The organism is Gemmatimonadota bacterium (genome assembly GCA_009838645.1).
Taxonomy (GTDB): Bacteria; JAAXHH01; JAAXHH01; order JAAXHH01; family JAAXHH01; genus JAAXHH01.
This window is the reverse complement of the sequence record VXRC01000042.1, coordinates 70,883-93,078: the sequence shown is the minus strand read 5'-3', so window position 1 is coordinate 93,078 and position 22,196 is coordinate 70,883. Positions and strand designations below refer to the sequence as shown.

Genomic DNA, 22,196 nt, shown 5'->3' with positions numbered 1-22,196 from the left:
CCGTGCGCTTCGGCCGTGGCTGAGGCCGCGCGCTTCCCGGCCAGGTCCTGTACTAGATCCCCTTGGGCGCCCGGGCTACGGCGGCCTCCCGCCGCGCCAGTTCCGCGTGCCGCTTTTCGAAGGCGGAACTGTGGTCGTCTTCGATCACCTCGAGGTGCACCCCCGATTCGAATCCGGGCAGGTTCCCCTTGTAGAACTCGGGTTGGTAGATGCTCTCGTCGGTAAATTCCCAGACGCGCTGCCCGCCGGCATGGCCCGGCCAGACCACGCGCAGGATCCGCTTCTTGCTCCGGTAGCGCTGCACCGCCGTGGGTTCATCGTCGTCGACGGCGTAGGTTTCGATGGCCTTCTCGTCGACCTCCACGCCGAGACCGGGCTCGTCCGGCACATCCATGTACCCGTCCACCACCTTGATCCGTTCGGTCAGCAGGTCGGCCTGCCAGAGTTCGTGGCAGGTGATGTAGGGCAGCTGGGCGTGGGACAGCACCGAGCCGATGTGGGCGGCAAAAGTCGTGGTCAGTCCGGCACCCACCATCTGGAGCCAGAAGGGCTTGTTCAACGCGGCCGCCATGATGCCCTGCCGCATCGTCCCCGAGGCGCCGCCGCCGACCACGAACCCGTCGCTGACCTCCGCGTGCCAGACGTCGTCGCCGAAGTGTTCCACGATGGGCTTCTGGATGCGTTCCCGGAGCATTTGCGCGCCTTTGAGGTCTTTCCGCAGGTAGAAGGGACTCTCGTACATGCCCACGTTCACCCGCTGGTCGAGCTGGGACAGGATCTGTTCCGCTTTCGCCTGGGTGAGCAGGAAACCGTTGAAGTCCACGTCGAACCGGTAGTCGGCCGGAACGACCTCGCTCACCGTGTCGATCTGGGCGATGATGTCGCGCCAGGGCCGCGCCTTCATCTTGAAGGACGTGTAGCCACGCCGCAGGGACTCCTCCGCCTCCTTGACCCAGTCTTCGGGAGCCATGTCGATATCCCACCAGGAAAGGGGGCAGCGGTCCCGCAGCTTGTTGCCCAGCAGGGCATGCACGGGCACCCCGGCGTCCTTCCCGCACAGGTCGAATACGGCGATCTGCGGTCCGAAACCGATATCGTCGTCCCACATGATGGTCCAGGGGTCCTTGCCGACCAGGCCGGCGGTATCCGAGGCGCCGTGGCCGTCGGTGATGCTGACCAGTCCGTTGTCGGTCTCCAGCCGGTACACCCAGACGCGCTCGTTATGGGTGTTCGCCCGGGCCATGGCGTGATCGACGTGCGGGGCGTAGAACGGCACGTTCAGGGCCGTTCGTTCGGCGTGCGTGATCTTCATGGATTCCTCCTGAGTTGGTATGGGACGGTAGGGTCGGGACGGGCGTGAAATCTATATAACTAAGGCGGGATTCGAAAAACGCAATCCATTTATGAACACTTGCCTTGCCTCGGTTTTTCGATCTGTTTACATTCCATTCAGGAAGGCTCCAGATCGCTTACCAGGTTAGACAGAGGACCATTTGAAACTCGAAGGTCGGGTCGCTATCGTCACGGGCGGCAGTTCCGGTATTGGCCGGGGTATATCCATCGAACTGGCCAGGGAAGGGGCCCGCGTCGTGGTGTGCGACCTCGTCGAGCGTCCGAGGCCGGGCAAGTACCATGACCAGGACGTGACGACGCCGACCGTGGAGGCCTTGACCGGGATGGGTTCCGAAGGCCTCTTCGTGCAGGCCGACGTGTCGGACGAAACGGCCGTCAACCGGTTGGTCGACCAGACGCTGGAAGCCTTTGGCGGCCTGGACATCCTGGTCAACAACGCGGGCATTTTTGCCCTCGGCGACAGCCAGACGACCCCGGTCGAGACGTGGGACCGCATCATGGGCGTGAACCTGCGGGCCCTGTTCCTGACTACGCGTGCCGCCGTGCCGCACCTGAAGGCATCTCGCGCCGGACGGATCATCAACATCGCTTCCGTGCACGCCTTTCACGGCGGCGGCGGTCCGGCGTACGCGCCTGCCAAGGCCGGTGTCGTCAACCTCACGCGGGATACGGCGGTCGAACTGGCGTCGCACGGCATAACCGCCAATACGATCTGCCCGGGCTATATCGAGACGCCCATCCAGGACTACCTGACCGAAGACCAGGTCGCCGAGGCGCTGGAGAAGACCCCCCTGCCCCGCCTGGGATTGCCGAAGGACATCGGCCGGGCCTGCGTGTTCTTCGCGTCGGACGACGCCGAGTGGATCACCGGAACGGCCCTGCCCGTGGACGGCGGCTGGCTGACCCCGATCTGGTAGGCTGACGGGTCAGCTGGCTGGCCCCGATCTGGTAGGCGGCCGAACAGGACCTGGTTCTAGATGGATAAGCTTTTTGCCATAACCGGCGGTATCTCGGCGCTCCTGGGCGTGGTCGCAGGGGCCTTCGGCGCCCATGGGCTGAAGGATAGGATCTCGCCGGAGATGCTGGAGATCTTCGAGACCGCCGTCCGGTACCAGATGTATCACGCCTTCGGCCTGCTCTTCACGGCCTGGGCGGTCTCGCGCTGGCCGGGTGCGATCCCGCCGGCTGCGGGATGGTCGTTCATCGCGGGCACGGTGCTGTTCTCCGGCAGCCTGTACGTATTGAGTCTCACGGGCATCCGGTGGCTGGGCGCCGTGACTCCGCTGGGCGGCGTGGCGTTCATCGTCGGCTGGCTGCTCCTGGTCTACGGCATATATAGGGCTTGAATCGGCAGGGAGTCGTATGCGCGTCGTAACCGGAATCATCGCCCACGAAACGAGCACGTTCACGACCGTGGAAACCACCCGGAGGAATTACGAGGAACGGTACGGCGGCCTGCGGGGCGGCGAGATCCTCAAGGCGTTCAAGGGCGCGAACAAGCCCACGGGCGGCTTCATCGAAGGCGCGGAAGCACACGGGTTCGAACTGATCCCCACGATCGTGGCCGAACCCCATCCGAGCGGTCCCACACCACGGGTGCTATTCGAAGAGATCGTCGAAGAAATGCTGGAGGGTTTTCGCAACGCGGGGCCCATAGACGGCGTGCTGCTCGAACTGCACGGCGCCATGGTGGCCGAAGGCATCGACGATGGCGAAGGGTACATCCTCTCCGCCGTCCGGGACCTCGTCGGCGACCTGCCCATCGTGGGGCAGCTCGATATCCACTCCAACATGACCCCGCTGATGATCGAGCAGGCCGACGTGCTGATCGGCCGGGAGTCCTACCCGGAGGTGGACATGGCGCCCCGGGGGCGGGAATGCGCCGACGTACTCGTACGGATCCTCAAGGAGGGACTGCGGCCCACCATGGCACTGCACCAGATCCCCATGGCCTGGGGCATGAACCAGGTGACGGCCCATTCGCCCATGAAGGAGGCGATCGACTACCTGCATGAAATCGAATCGAGGCCCGGGGTCGTCTGCGGATCGATCGCCACCTGTTTCCCGCTGGCGGATATACCCCACATGGGCGCGTCCGTGTACATCGTGACGGACGACGACCGGGAGACGGCCCAGCGTTACGCCGACGAACTGGGCGCCTGGTTGTACGACCGTCGGGCGGACTGGCATTACCACATGCCGTCGACGAAGGAGACGCTGGAACGGGTCCATGAGGAGGACCTTTTTCCCGTCGTGCTGGCGGACCGCAACGACAACACGGGCGGCGGGTCGCCGGGAGACAGCACCGCCATGCTGCGCACGTTCATCGACGCCGGACTTGAAGACGCCTGCGTCCTGTACATGGTTGACCCCGAGGCGGTGGACCGGTGCATGGACGCCGGTGTGGGCGCCACGGTTACGCTGGACGTCGGGGGGAAATCCACGCCGTTGCAGGGCGAGCCGGTGACCATGACGGCGGAGGTGCTGGCCCTGTCGGACGGTAGGTTCCGGTACCACGGCCCCATGCTCGCCGGCCTGGAGGGTACGATGGGACCATCAGCCCATATCCGGCAGGAAGGCGTACACGTCATACTGGTGAACGAGCGCGAACAACCCTTCGATACGGCGTTTTCGGAATCGCTCGGCCTGGACCCCAGGGCAATGCGTTACATCGGCGTCAAGTCGTCGGCCCACTTCCGGGCCGGATTCGAACCGTGGGCGGGCGCGATCCACGTGGTTACGGAACCGGGCGTCCATGACGCCGGCGTGGTCACCTATCACCGCCTCGGCAGGAAACTCTATCCGCTCGACGGCGCGCAGGGATAGCGCAGCGATACCGGCGGACCGACAGCGCGCACCAAGGGCTGGCCCCTTACGGAACCCGACATGAACACCGCGACCCAGAAAATCGATACCGCTTCGATCTGGTTCGATCACCAGACGCTGATCAGGAACGTGGACGTCCTGCTCACGGTCTACGACCAGGCCGCGCAGGGTGTGCTGGACCTGGCGAACAGCGAGGGTTATTTCGAAGGCGTCGATCCGGAACTGCTGAAATGGCCGCCGTCTCGGACACCCGGTGGAACGATAGGACTGGAGGGACTGGGCTACCGCGCGAAGCTGATCGGCGCGATATACGAAGGGGTTCCCCTCCTTCGCGACCAGCGGATGGGCGAGGCCTACGACCAGTTCCGGCGGGTCGCCCCCGACTATTACCAATCGGTTCAGTTGTACGCCCGCGTGAGGGAGCAGTTCCTGCAGCAGGACCCGGACGCCACCGCCCAGTTCCTCGAACTGTACCAGACGGTCTACGTCGAGGCGCTCCGGGCGAGCAACGTGTTTACCCCCGACGAAGGCGAGGCCGCCCTGGCCGGGGCCAGGCTGTCCCGCGTGCCCCTGTCTCACGCCCAACCTGTCGCGGAGAAGCTCAAGGACATTGTGCCAGAGGACGACCCCATCTGGCAGGCTACCTATCCCTGCACGCTCGACGGCAAGGAAACCCGCTCCTCGCTGCGGGACATCTTCCACAACACCGCGGAGAAAACGCTCGAATACCTGGCCGCCGGCGAACTGCTCGCCGTCCGCTACAATACCTATACCAACTTCGCGTGGTTCGGCTGCGCGGTATGGAAGATCATCAGCGACGCCGAACTGTTGGCCGAGTTCTGCCGCCGGCACGTCCCCAGCAAGTATATCCAGCGCAAGATCGACGGCATTCAGGAGGATATCCTGCTCGGCCAGGCCATGATGGTGGAGTTCTTCCAGGCGCACCAGGAGAACCCCGCGCAGCTCAAGCCTACCGGATACTGGTACGGCCATCACTATACGAGCCTGACCCGGGACATGATCGACCTGACCCATGCCCTGATGGACAAGTGCAACCTGGTCGTCTACCGGATCAACCAGCACCTGAAGGACAACGAGGAGGAGAGGGCGAAAATCCCGGACGAACTCGCCTCCATGCTGGAACCTATGGTGGTGCCGCCCCTGCTGGACCGGGCCGCCGCGGGCCATTTCCTGGAGTATCCGCACGTGGGACGCAACGCCCGGTATTCTCCCGTCAAGCGCGCCACAAAGCTCACCCGGTGGATCGGCGCCTCATGGCGGTACGTCAGGAACAAACTCGCCATCGAGGAGGAGAACCTGGGCGAACGGGAGCAGCTCGAGGCGGCCTGGCACAACAGTCTCACCTGGGCCGACCGGACCCTGAAGATCTTCGGCATTACGGTCAAGGTCCACGTCGATCCGATGGTCGGCGAACTGGCCCGTGTGCTCAAGCTGCACGAGGGGCGGTACAAGGTCCTCTTCTTTCCGACCCACCAGAGCGTCTTCGACCATCCCGTCATGTACAAGGTGCTTCAGTCCCGCGTCCTGCTGGACGCCCTGGGCTGGGAAGACTCCCGTCCCTGTACCATCCTGTCCCGGTCGGGACTGACGGAGTACGTGACGTTGCGCCTGGGATCCTGGAGCACGACCCTGTTCGGCGTCAACGCCGCGGAATTCGACCGGCTGCTCGAGGAAGTCGATGGTTACGTGGTCCTGCCCCGCGCGGGAGACACCAACAACGCGACCCAGCGATTCGCCGGACTGCTGGAGAAACGACCGGGCATCATCTACGCCGCGGGGACCACGGCGGCTTTCGACATCCAGTCCATACCTTTGCAGCACGGACTGTTCAGCAAGATTCCGCCCGATGTGGTCATCATTCCCATGGCCTTCAGGGGCATTCATTCCATCTGGCCCAAGTGTCCGAGGCGGAACATCCGCATCAACCCGGGCCAGGTCGAAGTCGTGGTGGCGCCGCCCATGATGGGAGAGACCACGCTGTTCCCGCGGCGCCGGTCCCTCAGGCCCCAGATCGAACCGGCGGCGCTGTTCCAGGCCGTGCAACTCGTTCACCTGCTCAATCCGAATCACCGGCCCTAGCCGCCGCTCAAATCCTTTCACGAAACAACCGGGCAAACCTATCATGAACCCGATACGAACCCTCCAATGTCTCCTGCTGGCCTGCGGGCTGGCCTGGCCGGGAGCGGACGCCGCGGCATCCCGGGTCGACGTCATCTCGCTGACCGGTCCGATCGGTCCGGTGAGCGTCCAGCACGTTTCCGCCGCGATCGCACGGGCGGAAGACGACCGGTCGGAATGCCTGGTGATCATGCTCGACACGCCAGGCGGACTCCTCGAGTCCACCCAGTTGATCATCAAGGACATGCTCGCGTCCAACGTGCCGGTCGTGGTCTACGTGGCGCCCAGCGGCGCGGGCGCCGGGTCCGCGGGCGTGTTCATTACCATGAGCGCCCACGTCGCGGCCATGGCGCCGGGCACGAGTATCGGCGCGGCCAGCCCGGTGGGCATCGGCGGCGCGGTCGCGGACTCGACCATGCAGGAGAAGATCGAAAACTTCTCGGTGAGTTATATCCGGTCCATCGCCGACAAGCATGGCCGTAACGCGGACTGGGCGGAACAGGCGGTACGGAAGGCCGAGGCCCTGACCGACCGGGAAGCCGTGGAGCAGAACGTCGTGGACCTGAACGTCGCCACGCTGGACTCCCTGCTGGTCAGGATCGACGGCACCGTGGTCGAGGTCCGCGAAGGCAGCCGGGTATTACGCACGAAGGACGCCGAGGTGAGCATTCGTGAAATGAGCTGGCATCACCGGGTGCTGAACGTGCTCTCCAATCCCAATATTGCCTATCTTCTGATGATGCTCGGGTTCTACGGGCTCATCTACGAGTTCATCAATCCCGGGGCCATCTTCCCCGGCGTCGTGGGCGGCATGTGCATTGTAATCGGGCTCTTCGCCCTGCAGACGTTGCCCATCAACTATGCGGGGCTCCTGCTGCTCCTGCTCGGATTGGGATTGTTCGTCACGGAACTGTTCGTGGCCAGCGGGGGCCTCCTCACCCTAGGCGGCGCTGTTTCCTTCACGATCGGTTCGATGATGCTCATCGATTCGCCCGATCCCTATCTCCGCATTTCCCTGTATGCCATCATTCCGGCCGTGATCGCGACCGCGGCATTCACGCTCTTCGCCGTGGGCTACGCGCTGAAGGCCCAGAAGCGGCGCACGACCACGGGCAGCCAGGGACTGATTGGCGAGACCGGCCGCGCGCACACGGACGTGGACAGCCGGAGCGGCAAAGTGTTTGTCCACGGTGAATATTGGTTCGCCACGAGCGAGGCGCCTATCGAGCCCGAAACGCCGGTACGGGTAGTGGAGGTCAATGGCCTGCGACTCAAGGTGGAAAGCCTGGACTCAGGTACGGACGCAACGTAACAAGGGGGACGCCCATGTTCTTTGACGGATTTCAGCTATCGACGATTGTAATCATCCTGATCCTCATCATACTCTTCACCAACGCGGTCAAGATACTCCGCGAATACGAGCGGGGTGTGATATTTCGGCTGGGCCGGCTTTCCAAGGCCCTCATCGGGAAGAACGGACCGGGTATCATTATCCTGATCCCCGGTATCGACAAAATGGAAAAGGTCAGCCTGCGCACCGTGACCAAGGACGTGCCGGCCCAGGACGTGATCACCCGGGACAACGTGTCCATCAAGGTCAACGCGGTGATCTACTTCAGGGTCCTCGACCCCGAACGGGCGATCACCGAGGTGGAGGACTTCCTGCAGGCGACCCACCAACTGGCCCAGACCTCGTTGCGGAGCGTCCTCGGGCAGGTGGAACTGGACGACCTGCTTTCCAACCGGGACAAGATCAACGAGGATCTGCAAATCCTCCTGGACCAGCAGACCGAACCCTGGGGCATCAAGGTGTCCATGGTCGTCATCAAGAACGTCGACCTGCCCCTGGAGATGCAGCGGGCCATGGCCAAGCAGGCGGAAGCGGAACGGGAACGCCGGGCCAAGGTGATCAACGCCCTGGGCGAACAGCAGGCCGCGGAGAAACTCTCCGAAGCCGCCCACGTCATGGGTACCCATCCCGTCGCCATTCAGTTACGTTACCTGCAGACCCTGTCGGTCGTGGCGGCGGAGAACAACTCCACCACGCTGTTTCCGGTTCCCATCGACCTTTTCAAGCCCTTCGTGGACGCGATGAAACCGGCGGTTTCGGGCGGCTCGTCGGATACGGGTACCGGCACGGCGGATCCGGGTTCAGCCGCGGCGGAGACGAATTCCGGCGCAGCGGAGCGTCCGGGCGAGGAGGCTTCATAGCTTACGAGATCGCCTGATCGGATTCCGACTAAATCGGTCAACACGCAATGTTTCCAATGACCCGCAGAAAGGACGATGCGATGACCGATTTACAGGGAGTAACACCGATCAGGGACTGGCCGGAGGACGAGAAGCCCAGGGAGCGTCTGCTCAAGTACGGCATACACACGCTGTCGGACACGGAGTTGATCGCGCTGCTGCTGCGCACGGGAAACGGCGCGGGCGGCAGGGACGTCATTGAAATCTCACGGGCACTCCTGCAGCACTTCGGCGGCCTGCGCCACCTCGCCACCCGGGAACTGAGCGAGTTGTGCCAGGTGTCGGGCGTGGGACCCGTCAAGGCCGCCCAGATCGCCTCCGCCATCGAAATCGGCCGCCGGCTCGAAGCGCAGGATATGGAACAGAAGTCCTTCGTTTCGAGCACGGACGTAGCCCGCTACTTCATGCCGAGGCTTCGGGACCTGCGCAAGGAGATCTTCATGGTCCTGATGCTCGACGCGCGCAACTGCCTGATCCGCGGCGTGACCGTATCGGTGGGCAGTCTTACGGCCAGCATCGTCCATCCCCGCGAAGTATTCAAACCCGCCATCCTCGATTCGGCCGCCTCGGTGATCTTCGTTCACAACCATCCCAGCGGCGATCCCACGCCGAGCCAGGACGACCTCAAGATCACGGCCCAGCTCGTCGACGCGGGCCAGATGATCGACATCAAGGTGCTGGATCACATCATCATCGGCCGAAAGTCCTTTACCAGCCTGGCCGGCAAGGGTTTAATATAGCGGCCAGTCTGGTCAGCCAGGTCAGCTAGGTCAGCCTGGTCAGCCAGGTCAGCCCGGCCAGTCTGGCGCACATGACAACCGGAGGACGGCGTGGGATCTACGTATAACAGCCGGATCAGGATCGGTTTCGTCGGCGCGGGATTCATGGGACAACTGGTCCATCTGCCCAATTTCACGGAGATGGACGGTTGCGAGGTGGTCGCCCTGGCCGACCGCAGGCCCCGGCTCGCGCGTTTGGTGGCCGACCGTTTCGGGGTCGCGAGGATTTGCGACTCCCACGAGGAACTCTGCGCCGACCCCGCGATAGACGCCATCGTGCAGATCACTTCGGACGACGCCCATGCGCCCGTTTCCATCGACGCGTTGAACGCGGGCAAGCACGTCTATCTCGAGAAGCCCATGGCGACCAACCTGTCCGATGCCCGCCGCATGGTCGAGGCCGCCGAGCGCAACGAACGCCACCTGATGGTCGGGTACATGAAACGGTTCGATACCGGCGTCGAACTGGCCCGTTCGGTCATCGAAAATCTGACCTCATCCGGCGAACTCGGGGCGATCACCCACGCCGGGGGCCACTGCTTCGCCGGAGACTGGGTCTGCAACGCCGGGACGCCGATCCGAACGGACGAGACCTATCCGGAAATCGAGCCCCGGCCTCCGGAGTGGCTGGACGATGAACGCGTCCGTGAGATCTACAGTTTAAACAACCTGTATTGCCACAACATCAATCTGTTGCGCCACTTGCTGGGCGAGGTCAGGGCACTGAAATACGCGGCCCTCGACAGTCCGACCAAACTGATGGTCTTCGCCATGGACGGCTTCGACGCGGTGCTGGAACTGGGCCGGCTGTCGGCGAACTTCTGGGACGAGGGCGTCAAGGTGTATTTCGAAGACGGATGGGTGGAGGTTCTTACGCCGCCCCCGCTGCTCAGGAACGTGCCGGCCGGGGTCTCGGTCTACCGGGCCGGTGACGCACAGGAGCATGCCCAGCCGCAGGCGCCGAGAGACTGGGCGTTCCGGCGGGCGAACGCCCACTTCCTGGCCTGCATACGGTCCGGCGATCCGGTCCGTTCCTCCGGGGCGGACTCGATCCGCGACCAGGAACTGCTGGAAGAAGCGTTCAGGCGGTTTTAGAAAGGAGCACATGCCCAAGATGATGGAACCCTCCGAAATCAAGAACGCGCTGGAAGCGTGCCGCGACCAATTATCCTGGCTCTGGAGGGGCCTTTGACATAGAGAACCGGCAGGCTGAGACGGACCGGCTCGAAGGCGTCACGGGCGAACCGGACTTCTGGAACAACCAGGCCAGGGCCCAGGCGATCAGCCGGCAGATCAGCGATCACAAGAAGATCATCGATGGCTGGAACGAGATGGGCAGCCAGACCGAGGACCTGGAGACCCTGTTTGAAATGGCCGTCGAGGAGGACGACCGGGACGCTTTCGACGAGATTGAAGAAGGGGTCCGGTCGCTGCAGGGCCTCCTTGAGGCGGCGACGCTGCAGAGCATGCTGTCGGCCCCCGACGACACGAAGAACGCCATCGTATCCATTCACCCCGGGGCGGGGGGAACCGAGTCCCAGGACTGGGCGGAAATGCTCATGCGCATGTACCTGCGCTGGATGGAATCCCGGGACTACGCCTTCGACACCCTGGACCTGCAGCCAGGCGAAGAAGCCGGCATCAAGAGCGTATCCATCGAAGTCTCGGGCGAGTACGCCTATGGGTACCTCAAGGCGGAAGCCGGGGTCCACCGCCTCGTGCGCATCTCCCCCTTCGACTCGAACCACCGTCGGCACACCTCCTTCGCCTCGGTTTCCGTGCTGCCCGAAATCGACGATCCGGGCGATATCGATTTAAATGAGACGGACCTGGAGATCGACGTCTACCGAGCGAGCGGCGCCGGAGGCCAGCACGTGAACAAGACCTCTTCGGCCGTGCGCATCACCCATCGGCCCTCCGGCATCGTGGTGCAGTGCCAGTCCGAGCGATCCCAGCACCGCAACCGGGAAAGCGCCATGAAGGTGCTCATGTCCCGCCTCTACCAGCAACGGCAGGATGAGATCCGGGAGAAAAGGGAACGTCTCGAAGGTGACAAGAAGGACATCGCCTGGGGCAGCCAGATCCGATCCTACGTCTTCCACCCCTACACCATGGCAAAGGACCACCGGACCGGAACGGAAATCGGCAACATCCAGTCCGTGATGAACGGCGGAATCGATGCCTTCATCGAGGCCTACCTCCGCAGTGGAGACTCCGCGAAAAGCGTCTGAAACCGCCGCCTTGCGCACGCCGCACGCGCCCATCCTGCACGTCCCGAAAACGCCGCCGAAAACGCCGCCGCGCGTCCCCCGCTCGCATGCCGCACGGACCCATCCCGCACGTTGTCCCGATAGTCCTTTTTCGTTGACAGGACGGCCCGTCGCGCCTATATTCCGGTGCCCGTCCGGCAGGCCGGTCGGCGCATCGATCAATCCGCAGCGCGCCTCTACCGGGGTCCGTCACCAACCATGAAGTCCTTCGGAGCAAACGGGTGAACAGCCCGATCGAATTCAACCGTCAACGGTACAGCAAACTCGAAGAGATCCGCGCGCGCGGCATCGATCCGTACCCCGTCCGCTACGACGTAACCCATCCCGCCCAGTCCATTCTCGATCAGGTGGAAACGCTGATCGAATCCGCCGAGCCCGTCGCGGTAGCGGGCCGGATCACGTCCAAGCGGGGCCATGGCAAGTCCGGTTTCGCCCACCTGCTCGACCGTACCGGCCGGATACAGATCTACGTCCGGCTCGATCGCGTCGGACCGGACGCCTACGAGGTCTACGACCAGTTGATCGAGGTCGGGGACTACCTGGGCGTGAAAGGCGCCGTCTTCACCACCCGGACCGGTGAAACCACCGTCATGGCGGACGAACTGACGCTGCTGTCCAAGTCCCTGCGCGCGTTGCCCGAGAAGTGGCACGGCCTTCGGGATATCGAGACCAGGTACCGGCAGCGCTACGTCGACCTGATCATCAATCCCGGGGTCAAGGAAGTCTTCCTCAAGCGCTCGCGACTCATCCGGTCCATCCAGCGGTTCATGGACGGCGAGGGCTTCATCGAAGTCGAAACGCCGATCCTCCAGCCCCTCTACGGCGGAGCGCTCGCCCGTCCCTTCAAGACCCACCACCAGGCCCTCGACATGCCGCTGTTCATGCGCATCGCCGATGAGCTCTACCTCAAGCGGCTGATCGTCGGCGGCCTGGAGCGCGTGTATGAAATCGGGCACGATTTTCGGAACGAAGGGATCGACCGCACGCACAATCCCGAGTTCACCATGCTGGAGTTCTATATCGCCTATGTCGATTACCAGTACATCATGGACCTTGTGGAGCGCCTCTTCGTCTCGGTCTTCGAGGAGGTGAACGGCACGCTGGAGCACGCCTACCAGGACCAGCCCATCGATCTGACCCCGCCCTGGCCGAGGATTCCCATGCTGGAAGCCATCCGCACCCACAGCGGTATCGACGTCGCCGGCCTGTCGACCGGAGAGCTTGCCGCGGTCTGCGGTGAACGGGGACTGGATGTGGACGCCGAGCTGGGCCGGGGCCGGATGATCGACGGACTCTTCGAGCACTTCGTACAGGACCGTCTCGTGAATCCGACCTTCATCACGGACTATCCCGTGGAGATCTCCCCCCTGGCCAAGCGCCGCGGTGACGATCCCGACCTTACCGAACGGTTCGAACTCTTCATCTGCGGAAGCGAGTTCGCCAACGCCTTCACCGAGTTGAACGACCCGGTGGACCAGCGCCGCCGGTTCGAGGAGCAGGTGGAAATGCAGCGGAAGGGTGACGGGGAAGCTCACGCCATGGACGAAGACTTCCTGCGCGCCATGGAATACGGCATGCCGCCCACCGGGGGATGCGGCATCGGCATCGACCGGCTGGCCATGCTGGTCACCGACTCAGCCAACATCAAGGACGTGCTCCTTTTTCCCCACATGCGCCGGGAAGCTTCCGGAGAAGAATCCGACGGCCCGGATAGCGCCGAGGTCGACGGGGAAGACGGTCCCGGCGAAACGGATGGCCGGCCGGACCGGGCGTCCGGCGCACAGGATGCCGAATAGTGCCGCGCAAACGATGGTCATACGAGTGGTTCATCGCCCTGAGATACCTGCGCTCCAAGCGGCAGAACCGGTTCGTCTCCCTCATCACATACATATCCGTGGGCGGTGTGCTTGTGGGCGTTGCCGCCCTCGTCATCGTCCTCTCGCTGTTCAACGGCTTTGAAAGCGAAGTCCGGGAACGGATCATCGGGGAGCGCGCGCATATCAACGTGTATTCGTTGCTCGGCGATGGTTCGATTTCCGAATACGATCCGTTGATCGACGTCATCCTGTCGGTGGACGAGGTGGTCTCGGCCGCGCCATACGTCCTGGAGAAGGCCGTCTGCGCACCGGTGCCCACAACGCGCAATGCGGCGGCGGGCGTCATCGTGCACGGGCTGGACATCACATCGGGCCGCCTGGCGACGAACCTCGAGGAAAACATCGCCTTCGGATCCCTGGACCTGACGGCCGCGCCCGATCCGGCCGATCCGGACGGACGATCGCTGCCCGGGATCGTTCTGGGCAGGGGCCTGGCGGATCAGCTGGGGATCATAGTCGGCGAAAGGGTCGCTCTGGGCAACATCCAGGGCTTCTCCCTGACCTCGGCGCTCACGCCCTACATCCGGCCGTACAGGGTCACGGGCATTTCGGAAACCGGGTTCTACGAGTACGACGCCTCCTCCGCCTACGTCTCCCTGGACGAGTCCCAGAAACTGTTCAAACTCGGAAGCGACATTAACGGCATCGCCGTCCGGGTTGCCGACCGGGACCAGGCGCGTCGTGTCTCCGAAGAAATCGAGGCCGCACTTAACCGCTACGTGGAGGAGACCGCTGAATCCTCTGTTGCGTCAAGCCCGTCAGTAGCGTATTTTACGGTAGACTGGATGCAGCGGCACAAGGGCCTGTTCCGGTGGATGACCCTCGAGAAATGGGGCTCCTTCGCCATACTCAACCTGATCATCCTGGTGGCCGCTTTCAACATCGCCAGTACCCTGATCATGGTCGTGCTGGAGAAGACCCGGGACATCGGCATTCTGAAGTCCATGGGCGCCACCGCCGCCAGCATCACCAGGGTATTCATCATCCAGGGTTCCGTGGTCGGCGTCCTGGGTACCTTGCTCGGTTGCGTGATCGGCTACGTGCTTTGCTGGACGCAGCGGACTTTCGAGTTCATCGCGCTGCCGCCGGACATCTATCTGATCGACGCGTTGCCCGTACGGGTCGACCCGCTGGATTTCGCCAGTGTCGCCCTGGGATCCATGCTGATCTGCGTGATGGCCGCCGTCTATCCGGCACGGAAGGCCGCCGGCCTGGTGCCGGTCGAGGCGATCCGGCACGAATAGCGAACGCGCCGCGGGACGCGGGAGGAGGACTAGAAGCCAGGGTTATGGCCTATGAACCGCCCACAGCGGACGACAGCCGGACCGATGAAGTGCTGAGCGCGAGAAGCCTGACCAGGGATTTCCACTCAGGCAACGGCCGGCTCGAGATCCTGAAGGGCATCGACATCGATATCCGCCGAGGGCAGATCGTGGCGATCCACGGCGCGTCGGGCGCGGGCAAAAGCACCCTGCTGCATATCCTGGGAACGCTGGACCGGCCCACTTCCGGCCAGGTCTTCATCGGCGAAACGAACGCCTTCGACCTGCCTGACGACCGGCTGGCCGAGTTCCGCAACCGGACCGTGGGCTTCGTCTTTCAGGCCCATCACCTGCTCCCCGAGTTCTCGGCGCTGGAAAACGTGATGATGCCGTTGCTGGTGGGAAGATGCGACTGGGACACGGCCCGCGACCGGGCCGGAAGCCTGCTCGCGGAGGTGGGACTGGCGGCGCGGCTCGACCACAAGCCGGTCGCGCTTTCCGGCGGAGAACAGCAGCGGGTTGCCGTGGCCCGGGCCCTGGTGGGCCGGCCCCACATCGTGCTGGCGGACGAGCCGTCCGGCAACCTGGACCGCGGGAACGGGGAAGCGCTGCTGGACCTGATGTGGGCTATGTCCCGCAGGCACGGACAGGCCTTCGTCGTCGTTACCCATGACGAAGACCTGGGCCGCCGCGCAGACCGCGCATTCAGGCTGGAAGACGGACTATTGAACGCTTTGGCGGCCTAGGGTGGCGACCGGGCCCAGGATGGCGGCCAGGGTAGGATCACGACCAGGCCCAGAACGGCGGCCAGGGGTTGGATCGGTGATGAAAACGACGTCATGTACACAATGCGGCTTGTCCGCGGCGGAGTTCGGCGAATCGGGACAGTTGGGATGCGCCGCATGCTACCGCGCCTTCAAGGAGACGCTGGTCCCGCTCTTCAAGCAGATACACGGCAATGAGTACCACCGGGGCAAGGTCCCCGTGTCCGATCCGTCCCGGCAGAAGACGCGGCGCGAACTGATCGATCTCAGGCGGGCCCTGAAGAAGGCCGTCGGCCGTGAAGCCTACGAACAGGCGGCGGATCTGCGGGACCGCATCAACGAACTCGAACGCGGCTCGGACCTGCACGAGGTAGCCCATGGATAAGCCCATGGACAGCGGAATGGAAAACCTGTACACGGAACTGCTGGTCGACGTGCCGCAATGGTGCGTGCCCGAAGGCGAGACGGCGGACCTGGTGATCAGCAGCCGGGCCCGTCTTGCGCGGAACCTGACCTCCCTGCCCTTCGTGCACCGTTCGATCAAGAACGAGCGGTTCCGCGTGATCGAACAGGTGGAAAACGCCGTCCAGCGCAGCGAAAACGTGGCGCGGTCGGTGTACCTATCGCTGCTGGACACGTCGGAACTGGACCGCGGGGTACTGGTGGAAAGACGGTTGATCAGCCCTTCCCTGGCGGACGGGACGCGGCCTGCGGGCGTGTTCATAGGCCCCGGAGAAACCTTCAGCCTCATGGTGAACGAGGAAGACCACCTGCGCCTGCAGACCATCAAAGGCGGCCTGCAGGTGCGCGCGGCCTGGCAGGAAGCGGACAAAATCGATACCGAACTGAGCAAAACACTTGATTTTGCCTTCTCGGATGAGTTTGGTTATTTAACGTCCTGTCCCAGCAACACGGGCACCGGAATGCGGCTGTCGGTGTTGATGCACCTGCCGGGTTTGACCCTGGCGGACCAGATGGCTTCCCTGGGATGCGCCATGGAGGAGATCGGGTTCACGGTGCGGGGACTGCACGGCGAAGGCACCGGGCGATCGGGCAACATGTACCAGGTGTCCAACCAGTGCACCCTGGGACACGCCGAGGAGGAGATCGTCGACCGGCTCGACCGTGTCACGCGCCGGCTGGCCGCCTTCGAGGAACGGGCCTGCGACGCCCTGGCAAGCAGGGCGAAACGCCAGACGGAAGACAGGGTGGCCCGGGCATACGGCCTGTTGAAGCATGCCCGGCTACTTGGCGAGATGGAAGCGCTGGATGCCCTGTCCATGCTCAGGATGGGCGCGTTTATGCGGATCTGCAAGGGCATGGAGACGAGTGCATTCAACCAGTTGATGATCGCGATACAGCCCGCGCACATCCGGATGGCCTCGGGCCGGGAAATGACGGCGGAAGAACAGGATGAGCGCCGCGCGGAGCTGGTCAGGGAACACCTGAGGTTCTGAGAACGACGGCGAACACACTCCGGCCGGGGGTTCAGACCCCGGACCATGAAGGGAGGGATGCTCAAGATGCCCCAGGGAAACAACAACAAGTTTACGGAACGGTTCAAACGGGTGATGCACATCGCCCGGGAAGAAGCCGCCCGGCTGCAGCATGACTACATCGCCACGGAGCACCTGCTGCTGGCCTTCATCCGGGATGGGGAAGGGACCGCGGCCGCCATGCTGCGCAATATGGGCATCGATCTCGAAGACCTCCGGCAGTCCATAGAGGAGGCTACGGTATCCCAGTCGAGTGCGCTCACGATCGGCCAGGTTCCCTTTACGCCGAGGGCGAAACAGGCCCTGGAGATCGCCGCGCACGAAGCCAACAACATGAAATCGAAATACGTGGGGACCGAGCACCTGCTGCTCGCGCTGGTCCGGGACAAGCAGGGGATCGCCTCCCAGATCCTCTCGACCTACGACGTGACGTTCGAGAAGATCAAGGAAGAGATCCAGAACATCCAGAGCGACCGTTCGGTGACCAAGAAGGACGCGCAGCGCAGCCGGACGCCCTTCCTGGACCATTTCGGCAGGGACCTCACCGAAATGGCGCGCGGCGGCAAACTCGATCCGGTCATCGGCCGCGACAAGGAAATCGAACGGGTCACCCAGGTCCTCAGCCGACGCAAGAAGAACAACCCGGCGCTGATCGGCGAGCCCGGCGTGGGCAAGACCGCCATCGCCGAGGGGCTTGCGCAGCGCATCGTGCAACGCGGCGTCCCCCAGATCCTCGAGAACAAGCGCGTCGTGACGCTGGACATGGCCTCGATCGTGGCCGGGACCAAGTACCGGGGACAGTTCGAAGACCGGCTGAAATCCATCATGGCCGAGATCACCAAGTCGGACGAGGTGATTATCTTCATCGACGAGCTTCATTCGATCGTCGGGGCGGGCGGCGCCGAGGGTAGTCTCGACGCGTCCAACATCTTCAAGCCGGCCCTCGCCCGGGGCGAACTGCAGTGCATCGGCGCCACGACGCTTGACGAGTACCGCAAGCACATCGAAAAGGACGGCGCGCTCGAACGCAGGTTCCAGAAGGTGATCGTGGACCAGCCGAGCATCGACGAAACCATCGACATGCTCAAAGGGCTGCGCAGCCGATTCGAGGAATACCATCACGTCAAGTATACGGACGACGCCCTCGAGTTCGCCGTAAAGCAGTCCGACCGGTACATCAAGGACCGCTTCCTCCCGGACAAGGCCATCGACATCATCGACGAGGCAGGGTCCAAGGCGCAGTTGTCCAAGATGACTGTCCCGGAAGAGATCCGGGAGATCGAGGAACAGCTCCAGGCCATTCAGGAGAAGAAGGTGGAGGCCGCCCAGCAGCAGGAGTTCGAACGCGCGGCTGCGCTGCGGGACCGACAGGAGGAGTTGCAGCGCGAGTACGACGAGGCGTTCATGGCCTGGCGCGAACGGGTTTCCGACCAGGTGGTGACCGTCACCGAGAACGACATGGCACAGATCATCTCCAGCATGACGGGTATTCCAATGTTCCGGCTCGAGGAACAGGAATCGAGGAGCCTGCTGCGCATGGAGGACGAGCTGAAGAAACGGATCATCGGCCAGGACATGGCCATCCAGGTGCTGAGCAAGGCCATCCGGCGTTCGCGCTCCGGGCTGAAGAACCCCAACCGGCCCATCGGATCGTTTCTCTTCCTCGGGCCGACCGGCGTGGGCAAGACGGAACTGGCCAAGATCCTGGCCTCCTTCCTCTTCCAGGACAGCGACGCCCTGATCTTCATCGACATGTCCGAATACATGGAGAAGTTCAACGTGTCCCGTCTGATCGGCGCTCCGCCGGGCTACGTGGGATTCAACGAAGGCGGGCACCTGTCGGAGAAGGTACGGCGCAAACCCTATTCCGTCATTCTGCTGGACGAGGTGGAGAAGGCCCATCCGGACGTATTTAATATCCTCCTGCAGATACTGGACGAGGGCACGCTGACCGACAGCAACGGCCGCCGGGTGGATTTCCGCAACACCATCATCATCATGACTTCCAATCTCGGCACCCGGGACATCAACAAGGCCGGAGGCCTGGGCTTCCAGCAGGACGCCACCGTCGACTACGAAAAGATGGAGGCCACCGTAAAGGAAGAGGTGAAGAAACTGTTCAATCCGGAGTTTCTGAACCGGCTCGACGAATCGGTGGTCTTCCGCCAGTTGAACCCGTCCGATATCTCCCGGATCATCGATCTGCAGCTCAAGGAAATCAACGAAAGGATGAGCGAAAGGGGCATCCGCATTTCATTGACGCAGAGTGCGCGGGAGCTGTTGTCCGACAAGGGATATGACCCGGTCTACAACGCCCGGTTCATGAACCAGACCATCCAGCGCATGCTCGAGGATCCGCTTGCGGAAGAGCTGCTGAAGGGCACGTTCGGCGACGGCGATGAAATCAGGGTCGGCAAGAAGGGTGAAAACCTGACGTTCTACAAGGCCGAGACCGCTGATACCGGTAAGGCGCCCGTCCTCACCGAGTCGGAAGCCTGAAAGCCCCCGTGACGGACCGAGTCCGTCCAGCCATGTCCGGTTGAAACCCTTGGACGGGCCGAGTCCGTCCAGCCATGTCCGGTTGAAACCCTTGGACGGGAACCCGCCATGTGGGTTGCGCGTAGAATCGACAGCCGGGCCGCTTGCGCCGTGTTCATGTCGATAGCCGGCTTCTGCCGATCGATTACCCGCATGGACGGGAAAGTTGCCGCTGTGTCTTCAAAGTCATCCATGTACTTCAAACCCTTCCTTGTACTGATCCTGACGGGCGGGATTCTTGCCTCCGCGTCCGTGAGTCCCCAGAAAGTCTTCGGACAACAGCAGCAGTCTTTGATCGCCGACGTGCGTATCGAGGGGCACGCCAACGTGGATGAACCCCTCATCCGGTCGATGACCGTGCTGAAAGCGGGTAATCCCTATAATCCCCGGGACGGCGCCACCACGATCAAGCAACTGTACCGGCTGGGACTGTTCGAGGACATACGCATCTACGTCAGCGGAAGCGCGACGGGTCTGATCGTGACCGTAAACGTCAAGGAATACCCGTTGCTGGACCGCCTGGAGTTCGAGGGAAACGATAAGATCAAGGACGACGAACTCGAACGCATTTCGGGCATTTTCCAGGGCCAGGCCCTGTCTCCCTTCCGCAGAAAGAGTGTCCTGGACAACATCACCAGCGCCTATTACGAAAAGGGGTACCTGCTCGCCACGCTGAATGAACGCGTCCTCGTGGAAAGAAACAACGCGATCATGCGGATCGAAATCGATGAAGGCGAGAAGGTGGGGCTGGGCGAGATCTTTATCGAAAACAACGTGTCCGTACCGGAAAAGGAGTTGCAGAAGGCCTTTCGAAAGAAAGCGGACACGGAAGAAGAGCATTTCTGGAAAGAAGGCGACCTGCGCCGGGAACGCCTGCTGGACCAGTTCGAGAAAATCGTCCAGGAGTACCGCAAGCACGGATTTCGGGACGCGGAAGTCGTGGACGACACGCTCTGGTTCAGCGAGGACAGGAAGCGGATGTACATCAAGGTCGATGTCAAGGAAGGAAGGCGGTATTACCTCGGGGACGTCGCCTTCGAGGGGAACACGAAGTTCACCGGCGAACAACTGTCCAGTCTCATCAAGATCGACGCGGGCCAGCCCTTCAACGAAGAAGAATACCAGGAAAGCGTGTCGACCATCTACGAAGCGTATGGCGAACTGGGTTATCTGTACGCCACGCCCATCGCCCGAGAATCGGCGGCCAACGACTCCACGATCAATCTGCGCTTCGCGGTCAACGAGGGCGAACCCGCAAAGGTACACCGGATCAACATCATCGGCAATACCAAGACGAAGGACAAGGTCATACGGCGCGAACTGCTGATCAAACCGGGACAGTTCTTTCGCCGTTCGGTGCTGATGAGAAGCCAGCGGGACGTCTTCCAGTTGAATTACTTCCAGGACGTGCAGCCCGGCCTGCAACCCCGTGCCAACGGAGACGTGGACATCACCTTTACCGTCCTGGAGAAACCGACGGGTACGGCGAATGCCGGCGCCGGCTACAGCGGGCTCGACGGGCTCGTGGGTACCATATCCATGATCATCCCGAATTTCCTGGGCAACGGACAGAACGTGAATTTCAACTGGGAATTCGGCGCCCGGCGCAATTCCATTTCAACGAGTTTCGTCGAACCCTGGCTCTTCGATACGCCGACCAGCGCCGGCATCGACATCTACCGTACGAACCGGCGATGGTACCGGGAATTCAATGTCATACGGAAAGGCTTCGGGCTGTCCCTGGGGCGCCGCTTCCGCGGCACGTACTGGCGCATCAACGGTGCCTATCGGTTTTACGACCAGAATTACACCGGTTTTGGCGAGCGTTACTACGCGGCGGCACTGGAAGATACCACCCTGACGGATACGCAGATTTCGGCCATAAACTTGAATATACGGAATCGGGAATCCTACGAATCCAACAGCGGCCTGACCAGCCAGGTGTCCTTCTCCGTGACGCGCGACAGCCGCGATTTTCCCCAGTTTGCAACGCGTGGCATGCGCCATACGTCACGTAGCGACGTTGCCGGCGTTGGCGGTGACGTGAAGTTCCTCAAGCAGACCCTGGAATCCGATTTTTATGTTCCCCTGTTCAAAGGCACGTCCCTGTCCCTCAAGGGGAGATATGCCTTTGCTGTAAACCCCTTCAACGACCGTGAGGTCCCGTTTATCGAACGGTTCTTTCCGGGAGGGGTCAGTTTCGACGGCCTGATCCGGGGGTACGGCAACAATTCCATCGGTCCCTACACCGATCTGGGTGACGGGACCAGCAGCCGGGACGGAGGCCGCGCGATGAGCATCATCACGCTGGAGTACCAGGTCCCGATCGTCGACCAGCTCAGTTCTCAACAGCCGGTCTACGCCGTGGCGTTTGTCGAGGCCGGCAACGCCTGGGCTAAGCTCGAAGACGCCACCCCGCTGCCGGGCAATATGAAGAAATCGGTGGGCGCCGGCATCCGGGTGATCATGCCCCTGGTGGGGCTGTTGGGCTTCGACGTCGGATACGGATTCGACCGGCCCTCGGATCCCATCCAGGCCCTTCAGAAGAAGCGAAGCGGCTGGCATACGCACTTTCAGCTCGGCCAGATGTTCTGACAAGCTGTTCCAGGTTACCGGAGCGATCCGGCATTCGAGGAGGATAT

At 62.7% G+C, this 22,196-nt stretch carries 17 protein-coding genes; 16 read left to right on the top strand and 1 reads right to left on the bottom strand.

Going from position 1 to position 22,196, the window contains the following annotated elements:
* Positions 1 to 52: 52 nt before the first annotated feature.
* Positions 53 to 1,312, bottom strand: coding sequence for an enolase (locus tag F4Y38_12000; GenBank protein ID MXY50003.1), 1,260 nt, complete (start codon positions 1,310 to 1,312; stop codon positions 53 to 55).
* Between the two features lie 181 nt (positions 1,313 to 1,493).
* Between F4Y38_12000 and F4Y38_11995 the strand changes: the two genes are divergently transcribed.
* The 16 genes from F4Y38_11995 (at position 1,494) to bamA (ending at position 22,149) form a co-directional block, all read left to right on the top strand.
* Positions 1,494 to 2,270 (top strand): glucose 1-dehydrogenase, encoded by a 777-nt coding sequence (locus F4Y38_11995; GenBank protein MXY50002.1) that lies wholly within the window; start codon positions 1,494 to 1,496, stop codon positions 2,268 to 2,270.
* A gap of 60 nt (positions 2,271 to 2,330) precedes the next feature.
* Complete coding sequence (locus F4Y38_11990; protein ID MXY50001.1) at positions 2,331 to 2,699, top strand: DUF423 domain-containing protein; 369 nt, start codon at positions 2,331 to 2,333, stop codon at positions 2,697 to 2,699.
* Between the two features lie 16 nt (positions 2,700 to 2,715).
* A complete protein-coding gene (locus tag F4Y38_11985; GenBank protein MXY50000.1) occupies positions 2,716 to 4,179 on the top strand; it encodes a M81 family metallopeptidase in 1,464 nt (487 codons plus the stop codon).
* A gap of 60 nt (positions 4,180 to 4,239) precedes the next feature.
* Positions 4,240 to 6,279, top strand: a complete 2,040-nt coding sequence (locus F4Y38_11980; GenBank protein ID MXY49999.1) for a hypothetical protein — start codon at positions 4,240 to 4,242, stop codon at positions 6,277 to 6,279.
* A 43-nt stretch (positions 6,280 to 6,322) separates the two neighbouring features.
* Positions 6,323 to 7,630: a nodulation protein NfeD gene (locus tag F4Y38_11975; GenBank protein MXY49998.1), complete on the top strand. Its 1,308-nt coding sequence runs from the start codon at positions 6,323 to 6,325 to the stop codon at positions 7,628 to 7,630.
* A gap of 14 nt (positions 7,631 to 7,644) precedes the next feature.
* A complete protein-coding gene (locus F4Y38_11970; GenBank protein ID MXY49997.1) occupies positions 7,645 to 8,529 on the top strand; it encodes a slipin family protein in 885 nt (294 codons plus the stop codon).
* Positions 8,530 to 8,609: 80 nt separating this feature from the next.
* Positions 8,610 to 9,308, top strand: a complete 699-nt coding sequence (locus F4Y38_11965; protein ID MXY49996.1) for a JAB domain-containing protein — start codon at positions 8,610 to 8,612, stop codon at positions 9,306 to 9,308.
* Positions 9,309 to 9,398: 90 nt separating this feature from the next.
* Entirely contained in the window at positions 9,399 to 10,442 is a 1,044-nt protein-coding gene (locus F4Y38_11960) for a Gfo/Idh/MocA family oxidoreductase (GenBank protein ID MXY49995.1), read from the top strand.
* A gap of 10 nt (positions 10,443 to 10,452) precedes the next feature.
* Positions 10,453 to 11,578 (top strand): peptide chain release factor 2 gene (locus tag F4Y38_11955; protein MXY49994.1). Its coding sequence is split into 2 segments (ribosomal slippage): positions 10,453 to 10,536 and positions 10,538 to 11,578, totalling 1,125 coding nucleotides; the frame shifts between segments, so codons are not numbered across the junction.
* Between the two features lie 260 nt (positions 11,579 to 11,838).
* Positions 11,839 to 13,413: a lysine--tRNA ligase gene (gene lysS / locus F4Y38_11950; protein MXY49993.1), complete on the top strand. Its 1,575-nt coding sequence runs from the start codon at positions 11,839 to 11,841 to the stop codon at positions 13,411 to 13,413.
* Positions 13,413 to 14,738, top strand: coding sequence for an FtsX-like permease family protein (locus F4Y38_11945; protein MXY49992.1), 1,326 nt, complete (start codon positions 13,413 to 13,415; stop codon positions 14,736 to 14,738). The genes lysS and F4Y38_11945 overlap by 1 nt, the downstream gene beginning before the upstream one ends.
* A gap of 44 nt (positions 14,739 to 14,782) precedes the next feature.
* Positions 14,783 to 15,502 carry an ABC transporter ATP-binding protein gene (locus F4Y38_11940; GenBank protein MXY49991.1) on the top strand — a complete coding sequence of 240 codons (720 nt, stop codon included), beginning with the start codon at positions 14,783 to 14,785 and terminating at the stop codon, positions 15,500 to 15,502.
* 19 nt (positions 15,503 to 15,521) lie between these two features.
* Positions 15,522 to 15,905 (top strand): hypothetical protein, encoded by a 384-nt coding sequence (locus F4Y38_11935; protein ID MXY49990.1) that lies wholly within the window; start codon positions 15,522 to 15,524, stop codon positions 15,903 to 15,905.
* Positions 15,898 to 16,977: a protein arginine kinase gene (locus F4Y38_11930; protein ID MXY49989.1), complete on the top strand. Its 1,080-nt coding sequence runs from the start codon at positions 15,898 to 15,900 to the stop codon at positions 16,975 to 16,977. The genes F4Y38_11935 and F4Y38_11930 overlap by 8 nt, the downstream gene beginning before the upstream one ends.
* A 66-nt stretch (positions 16,978 to 17,043) precedes the next feature.
* On the top strand, positions 17,044 to 19,515 hold the full coding sequence (locus F4Y38_11925; GenBank protein ID MXY49988.1) for an ATP-dependent Clp protease ATP-binding subunit: 2,472 nt from the start codon (positions 17,044 to 17,046) through the stop codon (positions 19,513 to 19,515).
* 108 nt (positions 19,516 to 19,623) lie between these two features.
* Positions 19,624 to 22,149: an outer membrane protein assembly factor BamA gene (gene bamA, locus F4Y38_11920; protein ID MXY49987.1), complete on the top strand. Its 2,526-nt coding sequence runs from the start codon at positions 19,624 to 19,626 to the stop codon at positions 22,147 to 22,149.
* Positions 22,150 to 22,196 lie beyond the last annotated feature (47 nt).